This is a genomic window from Paenibacillus sp. 7541, from assembly GCF_002276395.1.
In the GTDB taxonomy this organism is placed as follows: domain Bacteria; phylum Bacillota; class Bacilli; order Paenibacillales; family Paenibacillaceae; genus Paenibacillus_AQ; species Paenibacillus_AQ campinasensis.
The window spans coordinates 124672-151474 of record NZ_NQLZ01000021.1; the positions used below are offsets into that span (position 1 = coordinate 124672).

General features: G+C 43.8%; 22 protein-coding genes. 21 read left to right on the forward strand and 1 reads right to left on the reverse strand.

Translation table 11 applies throughout. The annotated features are described in order from the left end of the window. Nucleotides 1-58: 58 nt before the first annotated feature. From CHH75_RS13410 to pcrA, 17 genes are all read left to right on the forward strand, one after another. A complete protein-coding gene (locus tag CHH75_RS13410) occupies nucleotides 59-1006 on the forward strand; it encodes an NAD-dependent epimerase/dehydratase family protein (protein WP_095398418.1) in 948 nt (315 codons plus the stop codon). Further along, complete coding sequence (locus tag CHH75_RS13415; RefSeq protein ID WP_095398419.1) at nucleotides 1007-1783, forward strand: ABC transporter permease; 777 nt, start codon at nucleotides 1007-1009, stop codon at nucleotides 1781-1783. It begins immediately after the preceding gene. 17 nt (nucleotides 1784-1800) lie between these two features. Beyond that, on the forward strand, nucleotides 1801-2538 hold the full coding sequence (locus CHH75_RS13420) for an ABC transporter ATP-binding protein (protein ID WP_095398420.1): 738 nt from the start codon (nucleotides 1801-1803) through the stop codon (nucleotides 2536-2538). A 21-nt stretch (nucleotides 2539-2559) separates the two neighbouring features. Continuing rightward, a complete protein-coding gene (locus CHH75_RS13425; RefSeq protein ID WP_176475560.1) occupies nucleotides 2560-3393 on the forward strand; it encodes a glycosyltransferase family 2 protein in 834 nt (277 codons plus the stop codon). A 21-nt stretch (nucleotides 3394-3414) separates the two neighbouring features. Next, complete coding sequence (locus CHH75_RS13430) at nucleotides 3415-4662, forward strand: glycosyltransferase family protein (protein ID WP_095398422.1); 1248 nt, start codon at nucleotides 3415-3417, stop codon at nucleotides 4660-4662. Further along, entirely contained in the window at nucleotides 4659-6722 is a 2064-nt protein-coding gene (locus CHH75_RS13435; protein WP_095398423.1) for a glycosyltransferase family 4 protein, read from the forward strand. Before CHH75_RS13430 ends, CHH75_RS13435 begins: the two co-directional genes overlap by 4 nt. Then, a complete protein-coding gene (locus tag CHH75_RS13440) occupies nucleotides 6719-9133 on the forward strand; it encodes a glycosyltransferase (RefSeq protein ID WP_095398424.1) in 2415 nt (804 codons plus the stop codon). The genes CHH75_RS13435 and CHH75_RS13440 overlap by 4 nt, the downstream gene beginning before the upstream one ends. Next, nucleotides 9130-10230: a hypothetical protein gene (locus tag CHH75_RS13445; RefSeq protein WP_095398425.1), complete on the forward strand. Its 1101-nt coding sequence runs from the start codon at nucleotides 9130-9132 to the stop codon at nucleotides 10228-10230. Before CHH75_RS13440 ends, CHH75_RS13445 begins: the two co-directional genes overlap by 4 nt. Before the next feature lie 282 nt (nucleotides 10231-10512). Next, on the forward strand, nucleotides 10513-11256 hold the full coding sequence (locus CHH75_RS13450) for a sugar phosphate nucleotidyltransferase (protein ID WP_095398426.1): 744 nt from the start codon (nucleotides 10513-10515) through the stop codon (nucleotides 11254-11256). 22 nt (nucleotides 11257-11278) lie between these two features. Then, a complete protein-coding gene (gene rfbC / locus CHH75_RS13455) occupies nucleotides 11279-11827 on the forward strand; it encodes a dTDP-4-dehydrorhamnose 3,5-epimerase (RefSeq protein ID WP_095398427.1) in 549 nt (182 codons plus the stop codon). A 15-nt stretch (nucleotides 11828-11842) separates the two neighbouring features. After that, nucleotides 11843-12865: a dTDP-glucose 4,6-dehydratase gene (gene rfbB, locus CHH75_RS13460; RefSeq protein WP_095398428.1), complete on the forward strand. Its 1023-nt coding sequence runs from the start codon at nucleotides 11843-11845 to the stop codon at nucleotides 12863-12865. Continuing rightward, complete coding sequence (gene rfbD / locus CHH75_RS13465) at nucleotides 12862-13743, forward strand: dTDP-4-dehydrorhamnose reductase (protein ID WP_095398429.1); 882 nt, start codon at nucleotides 12862-12864, stop codon at nucleotides 13741-13743. The genes rfbB and rfbD overlap by 4 nt, the downstream gene beginning before the upstream one ends. A gap of 62 nt (nucleotides 13744-13805) precedes the next feature. Beyond that, a complete protein-coding gene (locus CHH75_RS13470) occupies nucleotides 13806-14735 on the forward strand; it encodes a glycosyltransferase family 2 protein (RefSeq protein WP_095398430.1) in 930 nt (309 codons plus the stop codon). 119 nt (nucleotides 14736-14854) lie between these two features. After that, on the forward strand, nucleotides 14855-15769 hold the full coding sequence (locus CHH75_RS13475; RefSeq protein WP_095398431.1) for a glycosyltransferase family 2 protein: 915 nt from the start codon (nucleotides 14855-14857) through the stop codon (nucleotides 15767-15769). Further along, the gene (locus CHH75_RS13480; RefSeq protein ID WP_095267874.1) at nucleotides 15766-17166 is read left to right on the forward strand and encodes an undecaprenyl-phosphate glucose phosphotransferase; all 1401 of its coding nucleotides are present in this window, start codon (nucleotides 15766-15768) and stop codon (nucleotides 17164-17166) included. Before CHH75_RS13475 ends, CHH75_RS13480 begins: the two co-directional genes overlap by 4 nt. A 339-nt stretch (nucleotides 17167-17505) precedes the next feature. Then, nucleotides 17506-18195, forward strand: a complete 690-nt coding sequence (gene pcrB, locus CHH75_RS13485) for a heptaprenylglyceryl phosphate synthase (RefSeq protein WP_095398432.1) — start codon at nucleotides 17506-17508, stop codon at nucleotides 18193-18195. A gap of 52 nt (nucleotides 18196-18247) precedes the next feature. After that, nucleotides 18248-20596: a DNA helicase PcrA gene (pcrA, locus tag CHH75_RS13490; protein ID WP_095398433.1), complete on the forward strand. Its 2349-nt coding sequence runs from the start codon at nucleotides 18248-18250 to the stop codon at nucleotides 20594-20596. 346 nt (nucleotides 20597-20942) lie between these two features. Here the strand turns inward: pcrA and CHH75_RS13495 are convergent, their stop codons facing one another. Beyond that, the gene (locus CHH75_RS13495; RefSeq protein ID WP_095267877.1) at nucleotides 20943-21935 is read right to left on the reverse strand and encodes a LacI family DNA-binding transcriptional regulator; all 993 of its coding nucleotides are present in this window, start codon (nucleotides 21933-21935) and stop codon (nucleotides 20943-20945) included. Nucleotides 21936-22227: 292 nt separating this feature from the next. Between CHH75_RS13495 and CHH75_RS13500 the strand changes: the two genes are divergently transcribed. The 4 genes from CHH75_RS13500 (at nucleotide 22228) to CHH75_RS13515 (ending at nucleotide 26793) form a co-directional block, all read left to right on the forward strand. Continuing rightward, nucleotides 22228-23505 (forward strand): ABC transporter substrate-binding protein, encoded by a 1278-nt coding sequence (locus tag CHH75_RS13500; protein ID WP_255223031.1) that lies wholly within the window; start codon nucleotides 22228-22230, stop codon nucleotides 23503-23505. Nucleotides 23506-23588: 83 nt separating this feature from the next. Beyond that, on the forward strand, nucleotides 23589-24470 hold the full coding sequence (locus CHH75_RS13505) for a carbohydrate ABC transporter permease (protein WP_095398434.1): 882 nt from the start codon (nucleotides 23589-23591) through the stop codon (nucleotides 24468-24470). Further along, nucleotides 24467-25294: a carbohydrate ABC transporter permease gene (locus CHH75_RS13510; RefSeq protein ID WP_425320455.1), complete on the forward strand. Its 828-nt coding sequence runs from the start codon at nucleotides 24467-24469 to the stop codon at nucleotides 25292-25294. Before CHH75_RS13505 ends, CHH75_RS13510 begins: the two co-directional genes overlap by 4 nt. After that, a complete protein-coding gene (locus CHH75_RS13515) occupies nucleotides 25294-26793 on the forward strand; it encodes a glycoside hydrolase family 32 protein (protein ID WP_095267879.1) in 1500 nt (499 codons plus the stop codon). The genes CHH75_RS13510 and CHH75_RS13515 overlap by 1 nt, the downstream gene beginning before the upstream one ends. The last annotated feature ends 10 nt before the right edge of the window (nucleotides 26794-26803 follow it).

A 26803-nucleotide genomic window follows, 5' to 3' on the forward strand; every position in this document is an offset into this window, starting at 1 on the left:
TTTAGCATACTATGTTAGTATTATAAATTATTCATTATGTTTTGGAGATGATCTGATTATGAAAGCTTTAGTAACAGGTGGTGCGGGTTTCATAGGTTCTCATTTGGTCGATTTGCTAATAAATGAAGGACACGAAGTAACAGTTATTGATAATCTTATTACGGGAAATAAAGAAAATATTAATTCTAATGCTCGTTTTATTTTTATGGATGTATGCTCACCAGACCTTGAAACTGTGTTCACTGAACATGGACCTGATTGTGTATTTCACTTAGCAGCCCAAGCCAGTGTGGGGGAATCAATTAAGGATCCGATTAAGGATTCGGAAATTAATATTAAAGGACTTATTAATGTATTAGAGAATTGCAAGAAAAATAACGTTAAGAAGATTATCTTCTCATCGACTGCGGCAGTATATGGAACACCAATGTCCTTGCCTATTACTGAGGAGCACATTACTGATCCGATATCTTTCTATGGTGTTTCGAAACTTGCTGCAGAGATGTACATAAAGACATATAATATATTATACGGAATAGATTACACAATTTTGAGATATGCAAATGTATATGGGCCTCGGCAAAACTATAACGGTGAGGGTGGAGTAATATCAATTTTTATTAATCGTATATTAAATCATGAACCACCGATAATATTAGGCACTGGAGAGCAAACGAGGGACTTCATTTATGTTAGTGACGTTGCAAGAGCAAATTTGAAAGCCTCAATAAGCGAAGACGTTGGGACCTTTAACATTAGTTCTGGAACCGCTATAAGTTTAACTCAACTGCTTGACAGCTTATCATACATAAGATCTGTCAAAATTTCACCTCTGTATCAGAATCATAGAATTGGTGATATTGCCCACAGTTGTTTGGAAAACAGAATGGCAGAGTTAAAGTTAAATTGGAAACCAATTTACAAACTCGAAGACGGACTTAAAATTACATTAGATTATTACACAGAACATCAATCTAATTTGGTAAAGGGAGCTATACACAAGTAGATGAAACAGTATTGGAATAATTTCCTTAAATACAGATTTTTACTTAATGAGCTTGTAGTTAATGACATTAAACTAAGATATCGAAGGTCTGTTTTGGGTGTTTTATGGAGCGTGTTACATCCACTGTTAATGATGGTGGTTCTGACCCTGGTTTTTTCAAATTTATTCAAAAGCGATATACCTTACTTTCCTGTATATGTATTAACCGGTCGGATTATTTGGGACATGTATTCAAATGCTACCATTCAATCTATGGGTTCTATTGTCGGAAATGCATCCCTGATAAAGAAGGTATACGTTCCGAAGTATATTTTTCCTTTGTCTCGTTGTATCTCTTCTCTAGTAAATACAGGATTCTCTTTGATAGCGATGGTATTGGTTATGTTAGTTGTAGGAGTGAAGATAACCCCAGTTTTGTTGTTACTGCCGCTAGCGCTTGTCTATGTATTTTTATTCTCAGTGGGTATTGGTATGCTGCTGTCCGCAGTAACTGTTTTCTTCAGAGATGTTAGTTACTTATATGAAGTGCTTCTTACTGCTTGGATGTATTTCACACCGCTATTTTATCCAGCCAATGTACTTCCTGATAATATGCAATTTATATTTAAAATAAACCCACTGTACTATATGGTGGATTATTTCAGGCAGATTGTAATGTATCAGACATTCCCGAGCATACAGGAAAATGTCATTTGTCTACTTATCGGATTATTGAGTTTTGTTACAGGGTTCTATGTTTTTTATAAGAAACAGGATAAGTTCATTCTTCACGTTTAACTGTAAGGAGGGTTTTAATGAATCGTGATAACGTGATTGAAGTGGAAAATGTTTCAATGTTATTTAATTTAAGCAGAGAAAAGATTGATAACTTTAAAGAGTATGTAGTTAGGATGTTAAAGAGACAATTATTCTATGACGAGTTTCAGGCTTTGCAAGATGTGTCTTTCAGCGTCAAAAGAGGTGAGACGTTTGGATTAGTTGGGTTGAATGGTGCAGGTAAAAGTACTATGTTAAAAATTATCGCAGGAGTATTGAAACCAACATCAGGGAAAGTTTCAGTTCAGGGGAATATGGCACCTTTAATAGAATTAGGGGCGGGTTTTAATTTTGATTTAACAGCTAAGGAAAACATCTATTTAAATGGGGCTATACTAGGGCACTCACGGGAGTATATGGAATCCAGGTATGATGAAATTGTTGATTTTTCTGAATTGAGAAAATTTATCGATGTTCCTATAAAGAACTACTCTTCGGGTATGGTAGCTAGATTGGCATTTTCAATTGCAACTATGATCGAGCCAGAAATCCTTATTGTGGATGAAGTACTTGCTGTAGGGGATTACAAATTTCAAGAGAAATGCAAAGAAAAGATGAGTTCTCTCTTAAATGGAGGAGCAACCGTTTTATTTGTTTCACATTCTTCTGAACAAGTTAAGGAAATATGCGATAATGCTATATGGTTAGAACAAGGAAGAGTACGAATGATAGGGTCAGCTAATGATGTAATCAATGCTTATAGTGGTGCCAGCTAACTATAAAGAGGTGTAGTTATTTTGAATAAGAACCGTGTATGTGTCATTGTCCGAACAAAAGACCGACCATTGTTATTAAAAAGAGCGTTGAACAGTATATTTGAACAGACATATACGGATTGGGGAATTATTCTCATTAATAACGGAGGAGAAGTGGGCCCACTTGAGATTTTGCTCGAACAGTATGAAGAAAACATGCGTAGTAAAATTAAAACAATTCATTTGAAACAGCCTGCATTTATGGAGGTTGCTACTAACACTGCAATTAAACAAAGCGACAGTGAATTTATAACTTTGCTTGATGATGATGATACATGGGATCCAGAATTTTTAAAAGTATGTGTAGATGCACTTGATACTTCCGGTGACATAGATGGGATAGTGACACACTCAATAATTATTGTTGAGTATATTGAAGATAAAAAACTTTATGAAGTCTCTAGGAAGAATTTTAATGAACGATTGGCAAATATCTCATTTTGGAAATTATCGCGAAAAAATCTATTTACTACAAATGCCTTCGTTTATAGAAGAAATGTGATTCGAGATATAGGACTATATAGGGAGGATTTGCCAGTTTTGGGTGATTGGGAATTTAATATGAGATTTATAAAATCGAAGAGGGTGAAGGTTGTGCCACAACCATTGGCCTATTATCACAAGCGTGACTCAACAAAGATAGACTCTTATTCTAATACTAACTTAGACCTACATATTAAATATGACGAATTAATTAGAACAGAGTACTTAAAACAATGTATTAATGAAAGAGAAGTTATAAAGGGAATCGTAACTTTTGGATTTGGCAAGTTGAATCAAATAATCAGGCTCATAAAAACAAGTTTCAATAGGTAATAGAAGTAGGTGAGTTTTGGGATGGATCAAAAATATAAGGTGCTTCTAGAAGAAAAAGAACTAGAAATTTATGAGCTGAAAAGAAAAATAAGCGAATATGAATCAAGATTAAACACATTATCGGAGGACCATGGTACTAAATTATCAAATGAAAGAGAACTGATTAAATTAATGGAGACGAAGATTTTTTCGTTATATCGAAAGTTGAGAACCTGGAAAGATAAATATTTTTTCACTAAGAGGAATGATTTAATTTATCGAAATTCAAAGGAAATCGTCAATCTAATTCCATATAAATCAAACTTAGCAATACATCACCCTGACTGGATGGGAGTAAGTAATTCTACCAAAGATTTGTTTGAACATAGGTTACCGCTGCCTGAAATGCATTCCAAATTGTTGATTAATAAAATTGCGGATCTAATTATAGATAGACAAATTAAACATGTGATTTTCAGTGGTTTTGCAGAAGGTTATTTACAACTTTCTCGAAGATTGAAAGAATTGGACTATAGCATTATGATTTCAGTTTTTTGGCATGGTAATACAACTCACATGTATGAGAATTATTCCTGGCAACGACACAATGAAATAATTCAATTACATCAAGAAGGGCTTCTGTATAGATGGGGGTTTGCAAAAAAGACTATGGCAGAACTTTATGCATATGCAGGGTTTCCTAGTTTTTTTGTAAAGAACGCTGTAAACAACCGAAATTTACAAGTGAGTCAATCCAAGCAGCGTGGGATATCCATGCAAAAAGATAGGGTGGGGATATACGCCTCCGGGGAAACCTGGAATAAGAACGCATTTACCCAGATTGCTGCAGTAAAGCTAATGGGGGATTTTAAAATTGATGCTCTCCCATGTAATGATAGGATGAAGGAATATGCAAATCAGATTGGTGTGGAGATTTGCGGATTTCAAGGGGGGGTATCTAGAGCCGAACTAGCAGAGCGCCTCACTGGAAATCTAATAAATCTATATGTAACATTTTCTGAGTGTGCACCATTACTCCCTTTAGAAAGCTTATCCCAAGGAGTTCCTTGTTTAACAGGCCCTAATCATCATTATTTTGAAGAGAACCCTATTCTTAAGCAGTATCTTGTTGTAAACGAACCAGACAATCCGGTTGAAATCGCTCGTAAAGCCTTAATTGCGATTGATAAAAGGGAAGAAATAATTCAACTGTATAACTCTTGGGCTCTAGAGAATGATATTACATCAAAGAAAACTGTTCGCCTTTTCTTGATGGGGGTGAGAAGTTGAGCGAGAATAAACATATCGTTTTTGTATCCTATGAATTGCATCCCATAAATGATGGTGGGTGTGGGGTTTTTATTTGGAGTGCCGTGAAAGAAATTCTGAAACACATAAACAACGTGCGGATTACGTTATTACTTGATATTACAAAAAGCGAAACAGATAGGTTTAATAAAGAATTCAAGCAGCTTCTTCCTAATCATACACGAATTAATGTAAGGACACTTTCAGATATATTAGCAGAAGAAAGAATAGATAGTGATTTTTCCGATTTCAACAACATTTATTTATGGAAAAGTTATCAATTTTATTTTGCTTTACGTTGGTTATATTCTAGGGATCCATTTGATTATTTGGAGTTTTTTGATTATGCAGGTGCTGCGTATTTTTCAACACTTGCTCATAAATATGAGAATCAATTTCGTGATTGTAAGTTAAGTATTCGAGCACACTGTACAATTGATTTGATGGATATCGAGCAGAAACAAGTTGATTTTAATTATGAGAAAATATTGATGTACCAAATGGAAAAGGAATCGTTAAAGGCAGCGGACATTATCCTTGTTCCTTCCGAAAAGTGGGGGGGCTTATATAAGGAAAGATATGGTCTGAATTCTGGACAATTTATTATCTCACCTCCACCGATTGATGCTGAGAAAATACCGGAATACCAAATAGACGAAGCTAAGCAAAATATCCTTTACTATGGAAGGTTGTTCGAGTTAAAAGGTGTCGAGATTTTTATAGATGCTGCGGTAACTTTCCTAGATGAAAACCCTACCTCGAACAGTTGTTTTTATTTAGTGGGATATTCAGGAATGAGCGTTACCGGTATACAAATGAAACAAGCCCTTAAGGAAAGAATACCGGCGAGATATCTTAATAGATTTGTATTTACCGACCAGGTTGATAAAAATCAACTAAATATCATTTTAAAAAGTATCGGATACGCGGTTTTTCCAAACTATGTGGAGTCCTTTTGCTATAGTATTCATGAATTGTATTTGAGTGGCGTTCCAATTATATGTGGAGATATTCCTGCTTTTGAAAAGTTTGAGAATTTAAGAAACTGTATTAAGTTTAATGGAAGTTCTTATGATTTAGCTCAAAAGATGAAGTTGCTTAGCAACAGTTTTGAGACTAGAAAAAAAATTAGCAAGCCCTATAGTATCTTAGATGATACAATTTTTATATCTAGTTATAAATATATACTTGATTATGAAAAAAAGCCTACTCACAAAGAAGTTACCGGAAGAGTATCGCTCGTTATTTTTGATGACGATACAGCGAGTTACGAGGAAATTATTAAGCATAATATCATAGATTCCAGTACGTCGTACCTTTTATCGAAAAAAGCATCAAATAAAGGGGAGACTTCTATTTTCCTATTTGGCGAACTTTGGTATGTTCAAGCTTTGTTGCACAACGATAATAATAATTGGCTTCATTTGCCGTTAAATGATTACTATTGGATCGGAAGAAGCAGTGACTTAGTAGATTATAAATTTTTCGCTGTAGCAGTAGATAGTTTGGAAAAGCATTTAGAGATTGACTTTGTAAGTTCATTTTCCATACAAAGGACAAAAAGTAATTTGGAAAAAAACTGTATCCCATTAAGTCTATGTATTCACGATAGTAGTTATCAAATAAATGATTTGTTAAGAATTGTTATACGAAATACTAGTGGAAAAAACTTGCGGGAAATAAATGATGTTAGACTCAGTTTTACAGGCCAAAAAGTTGGGCTGGGAACCGGCTATACTATACCGGAGTTTTTAATAAATCTTAAATCGACCAAGAAAAAAGAGCTGAATTCAGTTAACGCGGAAGCAACTCTTTTAATCCACCAGTCAACTAGACACAAGGAATGGAACCCATTTATATTATACCCTACATTGGTCCCCAAGAAGCAAATTCGTCCGTATTGGCAACAAACTCTAAGAAAATTCTATCATAAGACACGAGACTTCGCTAATCGAAGTAACTTTAAAGTTATCAATAAAATACCTAATAAGTTGCATCAGCTCTACATGAAATATAAAAAAATTTGGAGGAATCCTCAGTGAAAAAGAAACTGCTATTTGTTACAACTGAATTGAATAGGGGAGGTGCAGAAATAGCGTTAATAAATCTGCTTTATAAACTAGACCCTAGAGATTTTGAAGTGGATTTACTAATTACTGATCATAAGAAAAACAGTGGTATATCTCTCTTAGATAAGTTACCTACCTGGGTCAATTTATGTGTATCCGATAAATCTAATTCTGGGTTCATTAGAAAATTAAAACGCAAGTTTTTCTACAAACAAGAAAAAGTAGAGAAATATGGACTTGATGCACTTGATTTCGTTTACAACAAACATTACGATATAGCCTTTTCTTATGGGGAATGGTTTGCTCCTGATTTTGTGGCATTAGAAGTTAATGCTTCTACAAAAGCAGCATGGATTCATAATGATCTATCAAAGGCAGAGTATTTTGGTGCAGAGAACTTTTTTGCCAGCTACAACAAGATTAATAAATATATTTTCGTATCAAATCATTCCTTGGCAGAAAGCATAAGACTATACCCGTTTATAAAAGAAAAAACTCATGTTATTCATAATATGATAAATGAGGATGAAGTTAGGGAGCTTTCAAAGGAAAAGGTTGAGGACTTTGATTTTTCTCAGTCAAAAGTCGTAATAACTGTAGCAAATTTAAGGGAACAGAAGAATCATTCAAGAGCAATTGAAGTCTTTATGGATTTAAGAAAAAAAGGTATAAATTTTAAATGGATCAATATAGGGGAAACTCCAGATGAAAAAATTCTAAATGAAGTAAAAAATAGAATCAACAAATATGGAATAGAAGAGGATTTTATCTTACTAGGGCCAAAGGAAAATCCATATAGTTATATAAAAAACGCAGATGTAATGGCCGTTTTCTCGGATTATGAATCGTGGTCTCTTGTTATAACCGAAAGTAAAATCCTTAACACTCCTGTTGTTGCTACTAAGACGTCCGGTGCTAAAGAACAAATTATTCATAGAGAGAATGGACTTTTAACGGACTTTAATGTATCTGATATGTCTGAGAAATTAGGAATATTATTGGAGGATAAAAATCTACAAAATCATATAAAACAAAACCTAGTGGAATTTTCTTTTGAAAAAAATGTATTGAATGAGTTTCTTGATTTTGTAAATATAAGTATTCAAATAGAAGAGGATCACTCTTCTAGTAACAGAAAAGGTTTCTTGTTTATAATCGATAATATCAACTACCAAGGTGGGGGGCATCTTTCGTCCCTTAGGATGATAAAAAAATTACAAAGCCAAGGAGAAAAAGTTTCAATTTTTTCAGGCGAGACACCAAACACCTCCACTTTAAAAGAGTATGAAAACATTGATATTATCACATGGGAAAATATTAAAGAAAATAATCTCTTTAATGAAAGATTCCTAGGTATAATATTGGGCCGTCATTATGCCAATAATGAGAAAAAATTAAAACTTTTAATGACATTGAAATCCAAATTAAAAAGCGCGGAACGATCCTTTCTTGAATATGTAACGCCTTCTTTAAAAAATGAGTTTAACAAATACCAAGCCATTTGCATTACTTCGGAAGGTTCGGGTTTTCGTTCCCTCGTATCCAGCATGGATAAAAAAATCATCAAAATCCAATGGATACATACAGATTACGCCAATTGGTCGGGGTTTAATTCTTGGACTCAGTCTATTACAAAAAATGATGGAGAAATTTATAGTCAATTCAATAAAATAATATTTGTTTCCGAGTATAGCAGATCAGGTTTCATTAGAAAGTTCCCTGATTTAAAACATAAGACGGAAGTAATCCCGAATATCATGCCGCTTGAATCTATTAAAAAATCGGCATATGTGATGCAGAAGTACGATAAATTAAAAATTATAACCATCGGGCGCTTAGAAAGCGAGAAGGGTTACGAGAGATTATTATCAGTAGCAAAACAATTGAAAGATCAAAACTTTGATTTTCGTTGGAATATTATTGGGGAAGGCAGTCAAAAACAGTATATTAAACACTTAGTCCAGGAATATTGTCTAGAAGATTACGTTAAAATTTTGGGGCATAAACAGAATCCATTTCCATATCTGGTGGATTCTGATCTATTTGCATTATTATCTTATTATGAAGGGTTACCAAATACAATATATGAATCATTAATACTAGGCGTTCCTGTAATTGCAACAAATGTTGGCGGAATTTCCGAACAGATTGACCATACTAAGACAGGATGGCTTGTAAATAATAGTGAAAAAGATATTTTAGAAGGTATGGTTTATCTATTTAAGAATCAACATATTATTAAGGAAATGAAAAATAAACTAGAAAACTATCAATACGATAATGACGAGATATTTATGAAAATAAATAAATTATTCAATGATACAAATGAAAAAGAAACTAATAATTTTATAAATAGAGATATACTATTAAAGGATGCATTATGAATAGAAAAATATTAGCTTTCTTGTTCTTTATTATTAGTAACTCGATTTATTTAACTGATGTTGTAAATAGATATACTATTCAATCAACAATAGAATATATATTTGTACTTCTTTATTTTATTGCAACTGGTGTTTTTGTTGTTTATCTTTTTAATTATCTTTCAATTAAGGTGAAAGTCCTGAGTCGGAGATTAAATATTATTTTTCTACTATTAAGTATTCTTGTGGTAGGAGCCGGAGGAGAGCTGTTTGATAATCATAAATATCAAAGCAGTTATATAGAAGTACATGCTACAGGTGAAGAGGGTGAAAGTTCTCAAGGCTCGGAAGTGTGGATTACTAAAGTTTCAGTCGGCGGTATGGAAATGGATATAACTAAATTACAGAATCAGGAGTGGGAAGCTAGAGATAATTCGTTATTAAGTTATAAAGGACAACCGTCAACAATCACAATAGAATTCCCTGCTGCAAGAGATATTACTGTATCGTTCTTACAGCATGAATGGTCCGGAATTGTAAAAATAATAGATGGAGATCACAACGTTACTTTTGATTTATATAGTCGCGAAACCAGTACTTTAACATATACTGTCAAGAGTAACATTGCTCCAGAAACGATCTACTCAAAAGTTGATTTTCTAATGGCTGTTATTTTGGTTTATGGTTTAATCAGATTTATCTTTTTGTTGGGACGAACACAATCAATCTGGTATGGTTTGGGACTTGCATCTATTTATGCTGTTGTTTTTATTTATAGTAGAATGTTCAATATTAGTAAATTCATTGATTTAGCTCTGATTTTGGCTTCTATAGCTAATGGAATTGTCCTCTCAAAAATAATAAAGAATACTAAGAAGACAGCTATTAAAAATAAGTTTTATCTCTACTCATTGATTGTTGCTGCATTGATTATTTCTTTTGCAGTAGCTGGTAGATCTCTTTTCTATAGGACTGGGGCTTTAGAGATAAGTTTTGAAGGAGTTTCTGGTTATTTACTTGTGTTTTTATGGATTGTTTCATTTGGAGTTGTAATAATTTCTATAATCAAAGAATCAATTAATAAATCGAAGTTGAAATCAAATCTTAAAAGACACTGATCCTTGTTAGAATGGAGAAGGAACGATGGTATATTGAAGATGACTTAAAAAAAGAGTGAAATATATGGAAGTTTGGATTAGCATGATTTCTTTAGTGGCATTTTGATAGGTGTTAAACCACCATGATTTAAATTATTTAGCTAGTTCCGCTTATACAGTGTTGCCTCACTAAGTGTATTGGTTTTTAAGAGAGCGCAAAAAACTTTGGGTGCTTCGTTTTATATTTATTGAGGCTGAATTATATATAACTATACTACGATCCATTAATTAAAGGGGGATGAAATGAAAGCCATAATCCTAGCAGGCGGGACAGGCTCCCGCCTCTATCCCTTAACCAAAGTCACCAATAAACACCTTTTACCAGTTGGGAAATACCCGATGATTTTCCACCCGGTATATAAGCTCCGTCAGGCAGGTCTTACGGATATCCTCATTGTAACCGGCAAAGATCACATGGGGGATGTTGTGAACCTTCTCGGCAGCGGAAGTGAGATGGGCGTCTCCTTTACCTATAAAGTTCAGGACGAGGCTGGAGGTATCGCGCAGGCGTTGTATCTTGCTAAACAATTTGTCGGTGATGAGAAGATGGTTGTGATCTTGGGGGATAATGTATTTGAAGATGATATTTCGTCCTATGTGTCCAATTTTAAGCACCAATCATCTGGTGCTAAGATTTTGATTAAAGAGGTTGAAAATCCTACCCGTTTCGGGGTTCCAGAGCTTCAGAGGGATCAGATCATTTCCATTGAGGAGAAGCCGGCACAGCCCAAATCCAGTTATGCTGTGACCGGCATTTATATGTATGATCATCATGTTTTCGATATTATCCAAACGTTAAAGCCTTCGGCACGCGGTGAATTAGAAATTACTGATGTTAATAATGCATATATTGAACGTGGAGAGCTTACTTTTGATGTGCTTCAGGGCTGGTGGACGGATGCGGGAACACATCCATCACTGGCAAGAGCGAATGAATTGGCCAGGGATGTCCACTTTGGCGAAGACTTTGGTAAGTTCAAATCGTAAACAAGGAGGCGTTTCCAGTCCCATGAACATCACTCCTTTAAAACTCGCCGATGCTTATCTAATTGAACCGGTGGTCCACGGCGATCACCGGGGTTTTTTCATGGAAAGCTATAATGAGTCGGTGCTTGCAGCGCACGGGATCACGTACAATTTCGTTCAAGACAATCAATCCTTGTCCGCAGAACCTGGGGTACTCCGCGGGCTTCATTATCAGCTTAACCCTAAGGCCCAGACGAAGCTTATTCGAGTGCTGTCGGGAGCGATTTACGACGTAATCGTAGATATTCGCAAAAGCTCCCCTACTTTCGGCCAATGGGTCGGCGTTATCCTAAGTGAATACAACAAACGCCAGCTGCTTGTTCCAAAGGGATTTGCTCACGGCTTTTGCACACTCGTGCCGAATACCCAAGTCCTGTACAAGGTGGACGAATACTATTCCCCTGAACACGACCGCGGCATATTATGGAATGATCCGGCCCTTGGCATTGATTGGCCGGTATCTAATCCTGTACTGTCGGATAAAGATCAGCAGCATCCATTACTTCAGGATGCTGAGATGAATTTTGAGTAGGGGAGTACGGAAACCATGAAACTTCTAGTTACCGGCGGCGCCGGATTTATAGGTAGTAACTTCATTCTATATATGATGCAGCAGCATCCAGATTACAAAATCGTGAATCTGGATGCTCTTACCTATGCAGGGAATTTGGAGAACCTTAAGTCTGTGGAGCAGGAATCCAACTATTCCTTTGTCCAGGCGGATATTGCGGACAAAGACGCAGTGGATCAGATCTTCCAGGAAGGCATTGACGTCGTAGTCAACTTTGCCGCTGAGTCTCATGTCGATCGCAGTATTCTGGAGCCAGAGGTGTTTGTCAATACGAATGTTCTCGGCACTCAGGTACTGCTGGATGCAGCTAAAAAGTACGGCGTTGCCAAGTTCGTTCAAGTATCCACGGATGAAGTCTATGGATCGCTTGGGGAGACAGGATTATTCTCCGAGACAACGCCGTTGGCTCCAAACAGTCCATATTCGGCGAGCAAGGCCGGGGGAGACCTTCTTGTAAGAGCTTATCATGAAACGTTCGGGCTGCCAGTGAATATTACCCGCTGCTCTAACAACTATGGGCCTTATCAATTCCCGGAGAAGCTGATTCCGCTCATGATCTCCCGGGCTTTGAACGACGAGTCTCTGCCGATCTATGGGGACGGGATGAATATCCGGGACTGGCTATACGTAGAAGATCATTGCAGCGCGATTGATCTTGTCATTCATAAGGGACGCCTCGGTGAGGTTTACAACATCGGCGGCAACAACGAGCGCACGAACATTCATATCGTCCAAACGATTCTCAAGGAGCTCGGGAAGCCGGAATCGTTGATTACCTATGTTGAAGACCGTCCTGGTCACGATCGTCGTTATGGCATCGATCCGACGAAGATTACGGAGGAACTGGGCTGGAAGCCGAAGCATAACTTTGAGACTGGGATTAAGGAAACGATTCAATGGTACTTGGATAATCAGGACTGGTGGACCCGAATTCAGTCGGGTGAATACCGGCAATATCTAACGAAGCAATACGGCACTCGTCTGGGTGACAAGCAATGAAGGTATTGATCACCGGAGCGCAAGGACAGCTTGGGCAGGATGTGGTGGCGATCTGCAGTCAAGCTGGGTTTGAGGTGGTTGGTTGTTCCCGGGCTGATCTGGATATTACGGACGAGGCTCAGTGCCTACAGGTTGTTACTGGGCACCGCCCAGATTGCATTATCCATTGTGCCGCTTATACGGCTGTGGATGCCGCGGAAAGCGACATAGACGGAGCCTTTCTGGTTAACGCTATCGGCACTCGAAATGTGGCGATGGCGGCCGAGCAGGTGGGTGCTAAACTCGTATATATCAGTACGGATTATGTATTTAACGGGGAGAGCGGCAAGCCGTACCTGGAGTATGATCTTGTGGATCCTCAAACGGTATATGGAAAATCCAAGTATGCCGGAGAGCAGATGACTCGAGATTTTTGCACCCGCTGGTTTATTGTGCGGACCTCGTGGGTGTTCGGGCTTCATGGAGGCAATTTTGTGAAGACGATGCTGCGTCTGGGGCAGGATAAACCGCTTCTCCAGGTGGTGAATGACCAGAAGGGATCTCCCACCTATACCGTTGATTTGGCTCGTTTTCTGATTGACCTGATCACAACGGAGAAATACGGTATTTACCATGCCTCGAATAGTGGCTCCTGCACATGGTATGAGTTTACGGAAATGATTTTTGTCGAAGCGAAAAAGGAACTAGGTTTATCCATAGCTGCTACGCTTCAGCCGTGTTCAACCGAACAGTTCCCGCGCCCTGCCAAACGTCCTTCGAATTCCGTAATGGAGCATCTTGCGATTCGCGTTAACGGTTTGGAAGAGCTGCCTCATTGGAAGGACGGATTAAGGCGGTTTATGCTGGAAATGAAACAGCAACCTGATCTATACTTGTAGTAAATCCTAAAGACCTGATATGGATGCAGGTCTTTTTTGTTATCCCGGAGGTTTTAGTTGAGATGAAGAAGGTACAGGTGTTACTGTCCGCCTACAATGGGGAGCATTATATAGCAGAGCAAATCAATAGTATTATTCACCAAAGCTATCCCCATATCTCGATTCTTATTCGGGATGACGGGTCCTCTGATCGGACAATGGAAGTGATTCAGGCATTGGTTAAGACTTATCCGGAGCGAATCAAAGTGATCCAAGGGAGGAACGTTGGCGTTGTCGCCAGCTTTTTGGAACTGATGCGGGATTCGGATCCTCATGCAGATTATTACTGCTTCTGCGATCAGGATGATGTATGGCTGGAGCACAAGGTGGAGTCGGCACTCGATAGAATGGAAGCTTCGATACATAACGGGTCGCCAGCTATGGTATTCACCTCAGTATACCTGACCGACAGTGAGTTGAACCGCAAGAGCAAGTGGCCTAAACCGCCTGAACGGGGTCCTTCCTATTTCAACGCCTTATACGAAAATATTGCAATAGGAGCAACGATCACGCTGAATAAATCGGCCAGGGACTTATTCATTCATAGTAAGAATCCGGACAGCAGCTGTGTATTGATGCATGATTGGTGGTTTTACTTACTTGTGTCAGCGTTTGGTACGGTGATCTATGATCATCATCCTTCCATGTTATATCGGCAGCACGACCATAACGTCGTCGGTGGCAGCGATACGTTGCTGGGCAAACTGAAAGGGAAGTGGGGTAGCTTCCGGAGGCATTTCGGGAAGGCTTTGCTTCAGCGTCAGGCACAAGAGTTTTACCGTATCTATGGCAGCCGCTTAAGTGATGATCATAGAGAGCAGCTCGAGTTATTCATAGCGCCCCGTCGACGTATGCGTGATCGAATCAATTATATCAGGCACAGCAAGCTGCACAGGCAGTCCAGTCTTGAAAATCTATTATTTAAACTATTCATACTGATTGGATTTGTTTAGAAACTATTTAGGCATTGTTCGACTCCATATAGCAGGATTTCCTTGTAATTCCGACATTCCCAACAAACTCTATGCTATAATGTCGATAGATTACTATATTTGTCAGGAGACATTAGCGTATGGATTTAAGCATCTTAATCGTGAACTATAACACCTGTCAGCTGACGGTGGACTGTTTGCGATCGGTATTCGCATCGGAGACCGGATATACATATGAAGTCATCGTGATCGACAACAATTCGAAAGATGCGTCCGTACAGACCCTTCGCGAGCAGTTCCCGCAAGTGAAGCTGATCGAGAATACGGAGAACACCGGATTTGCCAAGGCGAACAACCAGGGGATGGCGGTGTCGCAGGGGCGGTATGTGCTGCTGCTGAATTCCGACACGGTCATTCAGACGGATACAATTCAGACGATGGTCGCTTTTATGGATGAATATCCATCGGTGGGGGCTTCGGGCTGCAAAATCATTCTCCCGGACGGTTCCCTCGACAAGGCCTGCAAAAGAGGCTTTCCTACGCCTTCCGCCTCCTTCTATTATGCATTCGGTCTGAGCAAGCTCTTTCCGAACAATCCGCGGTTCAACCAGTACCAGCTCGGTTATCTGGATCCGGATCAGGAGTATCCGGTGGACTGCCTGGTCGGTGCGTTCATGCTGGTGCGCAAGGAGACGCTGGAGCAGGTTGGCGGGCTGGATGAGACCTTTTTCATGTATGGAGAGGATATCGACTGGTGTTACCGGATTAAAGAGGCCGGCTGGGGCATTCACTATGTTCCCCGCACCACGATTGTTCATTATAAAGGCGGGAGCGCGCGGCGACGCCCGTTCAAGATTATATACGAGTTCCATCGGGCGATGATTTTGTTCCATCGCAAGCATTACCGAAAGAAATACAACATATGGGTTAACGGGGCCGTTTATGCCGGAGTAGGGGTGAAGCTGGTGCTCTCCCTGCTGACGAATCGGCTGAAGCCGATTCGGCCGGCGACGATGTCCCAGACATCCTCTGGCGGAGTGGAGGTGAAATCATGATCCGTAAAAATCAAGGCTTTCTAACGAAGCTGTATATGCTGTCTGACTTTGCGCTGGTGCAGCTTTCTTTCCTGCTGGCCTGGTGGCTCAAATTCGAAAGCGGCTGGTTCCCGTACGAACAACCGCTGCCTGTCGGCACATATGGGATGTGGAGTCTGATCTATGGCGTCATTGCCGTAATGGTGGGGATCATGGTATCCCTGTACTCGCCGAAGCGCAAGAAACGTTTTGCCGATGAATTCATGAAGATTTTCCAGGCGCACTTTATCGGCTTGTTCATTTTGCTTAGCGTGATGTTTTTCGTGAAGGAGATTAACATCTCCCGGATGTATCTGGGGATCTACATGATCCTGAACGTTGTGCTGATCATTCTGTATCGTTACTTCCTGAAGAAGGCGCTGCGCCATTTCCGGGAAAAAGGCTACAACCGCCAGTTTGTGCTCATCGTGGGTGCGGGCTCCCTGGGCAAAAGGTTCTTCCGGAACCTGCGCCAATACCCGGAGCTTGGGTACGAGGTCATTGGCTTCCTGGATGATTACCAGCAGTGGGGCGAGGCCGAATCCAAACGATTCAAGCCAATTTTGGGCAAGGTCAGCGATCTTGCGCATGTATTGGACAACAAGCTGGTGGACGAGGTTGTACTTGCCCTGCCGCTTGATGCTCATCATAAGTACCCGGAGATTATCGAGACCTGTGAAAAAGCGGGCGTGCGCACGCTCATTATTCCGGATTTCTTCGACTATCTGCCTGCCCGGCCGACGTTTGACAACTTTGCCGGCATGCCGATGATCAATGTGCGGGATATTCCGCTCGACTTGACTGCGAACCGGCTGTTCAAGCGGGCGTTTGATATTGCATTCTCGCTGATTGCCATCATACTTACACTGCCGGTGATGATATTCATATACATCGGAATCAAGCTGACCTCGCCTGGACCGGCGATCTTCAAGCAGGAGCGGGTCGGGCTGAACCGGCGCACATTCTATATGTATAAGTTCCGCTCGATGAAGCCGCTGCCGCCGGGTGTGGCTGATACGGGCTGGACGGTGGAGAATGATCCGCGCCGCACCAAATTCGGCTCCTTCCTGCGCAAGACGAGTTTGGATGAGCTGCCGCAGTTTTTCAACGTGCTGCTGGGTCATATGAGTGTGGTCGGGCCGCGGCCGGAGCGTCCTTACTTTGTTGAGCAGTTCAAGGAGGAAATTCCGAAGTACATGGTGAAGCACCATGTACGCCCGGGCATCACCGGCTGGGCACAGAGCAACGGCCTTCGCGGGGATACGTCGATTGAAGAGCGAATCAAACACGATATTTTCTACATCGAGAACTGGTCGATCCTGTTTGATATCAAAATCATTCTGCGCACGATCCGCAACGGCTTCAAGAATGCGTACTAGTCTTCCAGGCTTTGTGAATGCTGAGAGGCCGTCAGCCTCGGTTGCTGGCATCGTTGCGGCATCTGAAATGACGAATATGAAAGATCCAATTTATGGGTTCGATGAGCCTGTCTCTCTCGATTAGAGAGTGGCGGGCTTTTTGAATTGAGGGTGTACTAATTCAGGTCGAATCTCCTAAACTGAGGGATAACATGTGTTCGCATGAAATACGAACATTGACTTGCTATGCCCTGCTGGCATAGACTTGATGAAGAGACAATACAGGGTGGGCTGGATATATCATTTCATCATTCAACTTATCCTCATCACCAGCTACTGAAGAACGTGGAGGTATGACGCTTGAAAGACTTGATACAATCCTGGAGGCATGTGTTTAAGCTGGATCCCGACAAGGAGATCGGAGATGACACGCTTGAAGCGGTATGCATGTCAGGCACGGATGCGATTATGGTAGGCGGCTCCACCGGAGTCACCTATGAAAATACCGTGGATCTCCTGTCCCGAATTCGCCGCTATGAGCTGCCATGCGTGCAGGAGGTATCCGATCTGGAAGCGATTGTGCCAGGCTTTGATCTATATATGGTTCCGATGATTCTGAACACCGGGGATACCACCTGGATCATGGGGCGGCACCGGGAAGGCATTGAGCGCTACGGATACATGATACCATGGGAGCTGATTGTAACCGAAGGATACATCGTCCTGAACGGCGAGGCTGCGGTCGCCAAGCTGACCGGCGCCGATGTGTCTCTGGAGGCTGGCGCTGTCAGCGCCTATGCCCAGATTGCGGACAAGCTGATGCGGCTGCCGATCCTCTATCTGGAGTACAGCGGCACTTTTGGCGATATGGACATCGTGCGGACCGTTGGCAGGAGCTTGGAGCAGGCTCGCCTGTTCTATGGCGGGGGAATTACGAACGCGGAACAGGCTGCGGAAGCAGCTGCCGCTGCGGATACCATCGTCGTTGGCAATATCGTGTACGACAATCTGGAGCAGGCGCTCGATACCGTCAAAGCGGTGAAAGGCTGAACCTGACCTGTTTTTATTTTCTATTCTATACCTATGCTAGGAGGCAAGCTCTATGTTTTCCATTGACATACATGAGGCGATCAAGCGTCTCAATCCCCAGCAGCGCCAAGCCGTGGAGGCTACGGACGGACCGCTGCTCATCATGGCCGGAGCCGGTTCAGGCAAGACGCGGGTGCTGACACACCGGATCGCTTACCTGATTGCTACGCGCAAGGCGGCGCCGTGGAGCATACTGGCCATCACCTTTACGAACAAAGCCGCGCGCGAGATGCAGGAGCGGGTATCCAAGCTTGTCGGCAGGGAAGGCCAGGATATTTGGGTATCGACCTTCCACTCGATGTGTGTTCGTATTTTGCGGAGAGATATTGAACGGATTGGATTCACCTCCAATTTCAGCATTTTGGATTCCACCGATCAGCTGTCGGTCATCCGCAATGTGATGAAGAACCTGAACATTGATCCGAAGAAATTTGAGCCCAAGGCTGTTCAGGCGGCGATGAGCGCCGCGAAGAACGAGCTGGTTACCCCGCAGCAGTATGAGCAGAAGGTTGGGGACTATTTTGAGAGCATTGTGGCCCAGGTGTACACCGAATACCAGAAGCGCCTCAAGAGCAACAACTCGCTCGATTTCGATGATCTGATCATGGCCACGATCCAGCTGTTTAAGGAAGTGCCTGAGGTGCTGGATTTCTATCAGCGCAAGTTCCAGTACATCCATGTGGATGAGTACCAGGATACGAACCGGGCCCAATATATGCTCTGCCGGATGCTGGCGGACAGCCATCACCGGATCTGCGTCGTGGGGGACAGTGACCAGTCGATTTACCGCTGGCGGGGTGCGGATATTACCAATATCCTCAATTTCGAAGAGGACTATCCCGAAGCGAAGACGATTATGCTTGAGCAGAACTATCGTTCGACCTCGAACATTCTGGATGCAGCTAACGCGGTCATCAACCTGAATACGGGCCGTAAGCCGAAGAAGCTGTGGACCGAGCAGGGCGAAGGCGAGAAGATCAAAGTGTTCCGCGGCGATACGGAGCATGATGAAGGGTATTTTGTCACCTCGGAGATCAGCAAGAACGTCAACGCAGGCAAAAGCTATCAGGATCACGCCATCTTGTACCGCACCAATGCGCAGTCCCGGGTCATCGAGGAAATTCTGATCAAGTCGGACATTCCGTATCAGATTGTCGGCGGCATCAAGTTCTATGATCGCAAAGAGATTAAGGATATTTTGGCTTATTTGCGCCTCCTCTCCAACCCGGATGATGATATCAGCTTGACCCGGATTATTAATGTGCCGAAACGAAGCATCGGGGACACGACCGTAGCCAAGCTGGCGACGGCGGCGGCAGAGCGGGGGATGTCCATCTACCGCGTGCTGGAAATCGTCGATGATCTTGGTTTTGCAGGCCGTACACGCAATGCGCTGGTCAACTTCTATGATATGATCTCCGCGCTGAATCGCATGGTGGAGTTCCTGTCCGTTACCGAGCTTACGGAAAAAATGCTGGAAATGTCGGAATACCGGCTGGAGCTGCAGAACGAGAATACGATCGAATCCCGGTCACGCCTTGAGAACATTGACGAGTTCCTGTCGGTCACGCAGGAGTTTGAGAAGAATAACGAAGACAAGTCGCTGGTCTCCTTCCTGACCGATCTTGCGCTCATCGCGGATATCGATACGATGAATGATGATGAAGAGGATCGCAGCGATGCGGTTGTGCTGATGACGATGCACAGCGCGAAGGGGCTGGAGTTCCCGTATGTGTTCATTATTGGCATGGAGGAAGGGGTATTCCCGCACAGCCGGGCTTTTATGGATCATGAGGAATTGGAAGAGGAGCGCCGCCTGGCTTATGTCGGCATTACCCGTGCGGAGAAGCAGCTGTTCCTGTCCTGTGCCCGCATGCGGACGCTGTTCGGCCGCACGACGGCCAACCCGCCTTCACGCTTCCTGGATGAAATCCCGGATGAGCTGAAGGAGGACACGCAGGTGGCGCATGACCGCTATCGCCGCGGTGGCGGCAGCAATCTTGGCGGCTCATACGCCGGCCGTGGGTTTAACAGCGGCGGTGGCAGCAACTTTGGCGGAGGGAATCGAGCACGTGATCTTTCGCTTGGCGGCAGTACAGCTTCTGCCCCAGCTCGCTCAGCCGCTCCGAACAGCCGTGTAACGGTCACGACCGGTGGGGCGGCCCACCAGAAAGCCGGGGAAAGCTCGGGAGCCGGGGAATTCAAGGCTGGCGATAAAGTGGCCCATGGCAAATGGGGGACAGGTACGATCGTATCGGTGAAGGGCTCCGGCAATGATATGGAGCTGCAGATTGCCTTCCCTGCACCGGTCGGTGTGAAGCGGCTATTAGCCGGATTTGCTCCGATTACGAAGGTGGAGTAGTAACACGTAGATGAACGGACACAACGGACACTAGACCCTATTATATAGGGAATGTTAAACAGGGAAGTGCGCGACGATGCGGCACTTCCCTGTTTATATTTGCATCCATACCTGGTATGACGCATGACAGGATGTGACTGTCATCCCATAGCATATCGCTCAACACGATGAGCACGCATGTAATCGGCCCCAATCCAATCTGTCCCACCGTATTACTGTAGCTCGGAACAAGCCAGGTCTCCCCCTAGATTTCGGCTCACCATGGTATAGGCATATGGTCGACGACCGCATCATGCAGCGAAACTCCGCACCCTGGGAGCTGCGCGTGGTGCGAACTCGCCCTCAGTTAAGTCGTCTCCCCGACAACCAGTTCCACATCCAAAATCGTGGTGTTATTAATGTCCCCGGGCTCTTTCTCGATCATTTGGATCAGCGTATTAAGCAGCAGCCGTCCGATACGGTCGATCGGTTGTTTGATCGTGGTTAATTTCGGATTTTGCAGCATGCGGGTGAAGGTGTGATGGTCATACCCGACAATCTTTAGTTGCTCAGGGACTTTTATTCCTTGCTGTTGGGCATAGATATAAAGTGCGTAGGCCACGATATCATTACTGCAGAATACCCCGTCATATCCGGTCAGCTCAACCGACGACAGCTCATGGGTGATGAAATCCCAGAAATAGTCGAAGGTCAGCTTATTGCGGGCTCCCTGAATGAAATCGTATTCGACGCCATGTTTCATGCAGGTGAGAATAAAGGCGTCTCCCCGCCGGTTAGATAGCATGTCGAGATCCAGCGGCCCCGAGATATGCAGTATTTTCTTGCAGCCCTGCTTGATCAAGTGTTCGGTTGCTAACTCGCCCCCGCGATAATTGTCTGAACCGATGCACGGAATGTTGGGAGAGATCATTCGGTCAAATGATACTATAGGCAGCGCAACCTTCTTATACTGTTCGATATCCAGCGTATGGCTGCACATAATAATTCCGTCCACCTGGTTTTGCCGGAGCATGTTGATATAATTCGCTTCCTTTTCGGGATCGTCGAGCGAATTGCATACGAGCACTTTGTAATTTCGTTCATTGGCCAGAATCTCAATATATTTAATCAATTCGGAGAAAAACGGATGATTGGAATCCGGAACAATGACCCCGATGAAAAAGGTCTGGCTTCTTTGCAGGGCCCTGGCAATTTGATTGGGATGATAATCAACCTCTTGCATAGCCCACTCGACTTTTTTGCGGGTATCCTTGCTGATATAGCCTCGGTTGTTGATGACCCGCGATACAGTGGTGACGGAAACCCCGGCCTTTTTGGCCACATCTTTAATGCTTGTCATATGATCATCCTTTTTTAGTTTATAGCCTATTTTTTAATTCTAGAGTGATGGTGTATTTCCTTTTTCAACTATAGCATGATTGTGTTAACGTTACCACATAATTATGGCATATACGCCACAAGGACACAATAAAATACCTAAAACAAAGAAGTTTTTTATGTGAAAACGTTTGACATAAAATCTAAAAGTAATATAATAGGCATGAGCTCACATCAATCTAACTTAAAAATGCCAGATTGGGGGAAGACACATGAAAATGAGGAAATGGGCGTCTTTATCGCTTGCCACGATCATGCTTACAGCAGTTTTGTCGGCTTGCGGGGGAGGCGGAAAGGCGAATGAAGAGGGTCAGACAGGAGATTCATCATCCAACAAGCCGGTAGATATCACGGTGTTGGTCGGCAAGGAAGAAATTGCTAAGCCGTTCGAAGAGATGGTCCGGGAATACAACGAGCTGCAGGATCAGGCTAAGGTAACGATTATTCCATTAGCCGGGGCGAATGGATATGAGAGAATGTCAACGCTGTATGCATCCAACAATGCTCCGACTGTGATCAGTATCGGCCAGGAATTGCCGCTGATGCAGGACAAGCTGCTCGACTTGTCAGATCAGGAGTGGGTACAGCATGCGTCAGCAGGCACACTGGACTATGCCACCTTTGACGACAAGGTATTAGGAATGCCGATGGCTGTTGAAGCATTTGGCTTTATTTATAACAAGGCTGTGCTGGATGAAGTGAGCGGCGGCAGCTTTGATCCAGACAGCGTAAGAACTGTCGATGACTTGAAAGCGCTTTTCGAGAAAATTGAAGCGAGCGGAATGGCTCCGATAACGGTCAGCCCGTTGGATTGGTCGCTTGGTGCCCATTTTGCCAACATTATGTTCACGAATCAGTCTGCTGACCGCGATGAGCGCCATCAGTTTCTTGAGGAGATCAAGAATGGTGCTGTTGACCTCGAGAACAACGCGGTGTTTAACGGATGGATGGATACGTTCGATCTGATGAAAGCGTACAACTCGGCGAAGAACGCGCCGCTCGCGGCTCAATATGACGAAGCGCCGCTGTATCTGGCCGATGGTCAAGCTGCCATGTGGTTTATGGGCAACTGGGCTTATCCGCAAATCAAGGAAGCTGATCCGGACGGAGACTATGGCTTCTTGCCGGTGCCAATCAGCAATAACCCTGATGATTATGGCAACAGCCAGATCTCCGCAAGTGTTTCCTTGTACTGGGCGATTGACAAAGAACAGTCCACACCTGAACAACAAGCTGCAGCTAAGGACTTCCTGAACTGGATGATCGGCAGTGAGAAAGGTCAGGATTATTACGTTAACCAATTCAGTGCCATCCCAGCATTCACGAATTTCCAGATCCAGCCGGAAGACAGTCTGTCTCAATCCGTGTTGTATTACATGGATAACGAACGGACGCTGGAGTGGATGAACCTGTACTTCCCGCCAGACGGCTTCCCAACGATGGGAGCGTCGTTGCAGAAGTATTTGACCGACAACTTGGATCGGGCTGGCGTTGCGAAGGAATTTGAAGATTATTGGAAGACGAAGGAATAAAACCGCATGATTCGGAGGGGTAAGCCACTTGGCTTATCCCCTGCTGTATATTGAGAACCCTTCTTGAAGGAGCGTCCACAAACATGTATAACGAGAAAACTTGGTTAGGGAAGTTGAAGGTGTTCGGGCTGTTTGCGGCTGTGCCGCTGTTTGTGTTTTTTACAGTTGTCATTCTGCCCTTTTTGGCAGGTTTATTCATGACACTGACAAACTGGACCGGGACCGGCAGTTATGAATTTACGGGTCTAAGCAATTATGCCGTGGCATTGCGGGATTCCGTATTCTGGGATTCGATGTGGCTGACGCTGAAATACGTACTCTTTACGTTGCTGTTGACCAATGTGCTTGGCTTTGGCCTTGCTCTGCTCGTCACCAGCGGGCTGCGCAGCCAGAACTTTTTCCGGGCCGGATTTTTCACGCCGAACTTGATCGGCGGAATTATTCTTGGCTTTGTCTGGCAGTTTATTTTCACCCGGGTCCTTGTATACTTGGGAACCGAATTTAACCTTGGCATATTCTCATCATCCTGGCTTGCCGATCCTGGCACGGCATTCTGGTCACTCGTCGTGGTTGGTGTATGGCAGAATGCGGGCTACATGATGCTGATTTATATCGCTGGTCTTACGGGAATCTCTGCTTCGCTGACCGAAGCGGCTAACCTGGACGGTGCCAGCTACTGGAAGCAGCTGACGCGGATTCGCATTCCACTGATGGTGCCTGCCTTTACAATCAGCCTCTTCCTGACATTGCAGCGCAGTTTCATGGTTTATGATACGAACCTGTCTCTGACCCGGGGCGGACCATACCGTTCAACAGAGATGATTGCCATGCATGTCTATAACGAGGCATTTGTTTATCAAAATTATGGACCGGGCCAGGCGAAGGCGTTTGTGTTGTTCTTGATTGTCGCCTTAATTGCCATCCTTCAGGTTAGAGCGATGAAAAAGGTGGAGGTGGAAGCATGATGAGCGGCAAAACGGGAAAAAGAATTCTCTTGTTTATTGTGAGTTTGCTGTTTCTGGCCGTGTTTATTTTTCCGCTGCTTATGATTTTTCTGAATTCCATGAAATCACGTCTGGATATTGTGCGAGATCCGCTGGGCCTGCCCACGGAACTGAGCTTTGTGAATTACAAAGAGGCCTATATGACGATGAATTTCTCGCATGCGCTGATGAATTCCGTGATCGTTACGGTGCTCTCAGTCGCTCTGATTATCGTATTATCGGCGATGCTGGCTTATTTTCTAGTCCGCTGGAATTGGAAAATCAATAATTACATTCTGATGATTCTGGTATCGTCGATGATCATTCCGTTCCAGGCGGTCATGATTCCGTTTGTGTCGATTTTTGGCGAATTGAACATGCTGAACAGCAAATGGTGGCTGGCTTATTTTTATCTCGGCTTTGGCCTTTCACTGGCTACATTTATGTACCATGGCTTCGTTAAAGGGGTCCCGAAGGAGTTGGAGGAGGCCGCATTGATCGATGGCGCGGGGAAATTCCGGGTATTCGGCCAGGTGGTATTCCCGATCCTGAAGCCGATCTCGACGACGCTGGCGATACTGGACGTACTGTGGATTTGGAACGACTTCCTTCTGCCGTCACTCGTGCTGATCTCGGAAGAGGATCGAACCTTGCCGCTGTCCACGTTCTATTTCTTCGGGAAATATACATCGGATTATGGCGTGGCCATGGCAGCCCTTGTATTGTCCATCATTCCGGTCATCATATTTTATCTCTTTATGCAAAAACAAATTATTCAAGGTGTCGTTGAAGGAGCAGTTAAATAATGTCATATAAACCAATGGATTTTTCGAACGATTCCATCGCCAGGGCTGAAGCGTATCTGGAGCAGGTGAGACCCGCGGCTGAAGCGAGCCGCTGGAAACCGAAGTATCATGTGTCTGCCCCGGCCAACTGGCTGAGCGACCCCAACGGTTTTTGCCGGTTCAAAGGCGAATACCACTTGTTCTATCAGCACCATCCATACGCTCCCAAGTGGGGGAACATGTACTGGGGGCATATGAAAAGCCGGGATCTGGTTCGCTGGGAGCATATGCCAACCGCTTTGGCGCCGGATCAAGACTATGACAAGGACGGTTGTTTTTCCGGGAGTGCGATGGAGAAGGACGGGAAGCTGTATTTGCTGTATACGGGGAACGTTTGGACCGGATCGGACTGGACGCGCGATTTGCAGCAGGTGCAGTGCGCGGCGGTCAGCGAGGACGGTGTCACTTTCACGAAGGTGCCGCAAAATCCATTGATCTCGTCCGCACCTTCGGGGGATATCCATCCCAATCATTTTAGAGATCCGAAAGTGTGGCGGCAAGGCGAGTATTACTATTTTGTCCTGGGCTCGCGAAGCCGCAGTGATCGGGGGCAGGCGCTGCTGTACCGTTCCTCTACGCTGCTGGATTGGGAGTTTGTCAGTATATTGGCGCAAGGGGACGCACGCTTGGGTTACATGTGGGAATGCCCTGATCTGTTTGCCTTGGATGATAAGCATGTGCTTATCATTTCTCCAGAGGGGATGGCACCGGAGGGCGATCTGTACCACAACAAAAGCCAATCGGGCTATCTCGTAGGGAAGTTTGATGAAGAGCGCGGCACGTTTGAACATGGTGATTTTCATTTGCTGGATTATGGATTTAACTTTTACGCGCCACAGACTACGCTCGACGACCAAGGGCGCCGGGTCATGGTAGGCTGGATGTCCATGTGGGATGACGAGATGCCGGAGAAGGCTGATCAATGGGCGGGCATGATGACCATGCCTAGAGTTATTACGATGAAAGATAATCAGGTACTGAGCATGCCGCATCCAGAGCTCTCCCAGCTGCGGGGAGCAATCATTGCGTATAATGACATCACGCTAATAAATGAAGTGAACTTGGAAGGTGTTCGCGGGCATTGCCTGGAGCTGGAACTGAAGGTTCGTGCAGAAGAAGGCTCGGTGTTCGGTCTGAAATTCGGCTGCAGCGAAGACGGCACGGAGGAAACAGTGCTGACCTATGACGGCCGGGAGGGGAAACTGATTCTGGACCGCACGCGTTCTGGACAGGGTCCAGGGGGAGTTCGCAAGGCCCCGGTGCAGTTGCGGGATGGGCGACTGGTTCTGCGCATCTTTATCGATCAGTCCTGCGCCGAAATATTTGTGGGCGATGGCGAGCTGGCGATGAGTGCCAGATTCTATCCAGGCGAAGCCTCGGACCGCATCGTGTTGTTTGGCGACGGCTCTGCCGTTGTGGAACAACTGGATAAATGGGAGATGAACAGCTGCTGGCTGTAATGATAGATGC

Coding starts and splice junctions, on each gene's coding strand:
- rfbC (WP_095398427.1), top strand. CDS start 11,279: ATGAACATCACTCCTTTAAAACTCGCCGATGCTTATCTAATTGAACCG.
- CHH75_RS13505 (WP_095398434.1), top strand. CDS start 23,589: ATGTATAACGAGAAAACTTGGTTAGGGAAGTTGAAGGTGTTCGGGCTG.
- CHH75_RS13450 (WP_095398426.1), top strand. CDS start 10,513: ATGAAAGCCATAATCCTAGCAGGCGGGACAGGCTCCCGCCTCTATCCC.
- CHH75_RS13430 (WP_095398422.1), top strand. CDS start 3,415: ATGGATCAAAAATATAAGGTGCTTCTAGAAGAAAAAGAACTAGAAATT.
- CHH75_RS13420 (WP_095398420.1), top strand. CDS start 1,801: ATGAATCGTGATAACGTGATTGAAGTGGAAAATGTTTCAATGTTATTT.
- pcrA (WP_095398433.1), top strand. CDS start 18,248: ATGTTTTCCATTGACATACATGAGGCGATCAAGCGTCTCAATCCCCAG.
- CHH75_RS13445 (WP_095398425.1), top strand. CDS start 9,130: ATGAATAGAAAAATATTAGCTTTCTTGTTCTTTATTATTAGTAACTCG.
- CHH75_RS13480 (WP_095267874.1), top strand. CDS start 15,766: ATGATCCGTAAAAATCAAGGCTTTCTAACGAAGCTGTATATGCTGTCT.
- CHH75_RS13495 (WP_095267877.1), bottom strand. CDS start 21,935: ATGACAAGCATTAAAGATGTGGCCAAAAAGGCCGGGGTTTCCGTCACC.
- CHH75_RS13515 (WP_095267879.1), top strand. CDS start 25,294: ATGTCATATAAACCAATGGATTTTTCGAACGATTCCATCGCCAGGGCT.
- CHH75_RS13510 (WP_425320455.1), top strand. CDS start 24,467: ATGATGAGCGGCAAAACGGGAAAAAGAATTCTCTTGTTTATTGTGAGT.
- CHH75_RS13475 (WP_095398431.1), top strand. CDS start 14,855: ATGGATTTAAGCATCTTAATCGTGAACTATAACACCTGTCAGCTGACG.
- CHH75_RS13410 (WP_095398418.1), top strand. CDS start 59: ATGAAAGCTTTAGTAACAGGTGGTGCGGGTTTCATAGGTTCTCATTTG.
- CHH75_RS13415 (WP_095398419.1), top strand. CDS start 1,007: ATGAAACAGTATTGGAATAATTTCCTTAAATACAGATTTTTACTTAAT.
- CHH75_RS13470 (WP_095398430.1), top strand. CDS start 13,806: ATGAAGAAGGTACAGGTGTTACTGTCCGCCTACAATGGGGAGCATTAT.
- CHH75_RS13500 (WP_255223031.1), top strand. CDS start 22,228: ATGCTTACAGCAGTTTTGTCGGCTTGCGGGGGAGGCGGAAAGGCGAAT.
- rfbD (WP_095398429.1), top strand. CDS start 12,862: ATGAAGGTATTGATCACCGGAGCGCAAGGACAGCTTGGGCAGGATGTG.
- rfbB (WP_095398428.1), top strand. CDS start 11,843: ATGAAACTTCTAGTTACCGGCGGCGCCGGATTTATAGGTAGTAACTTC.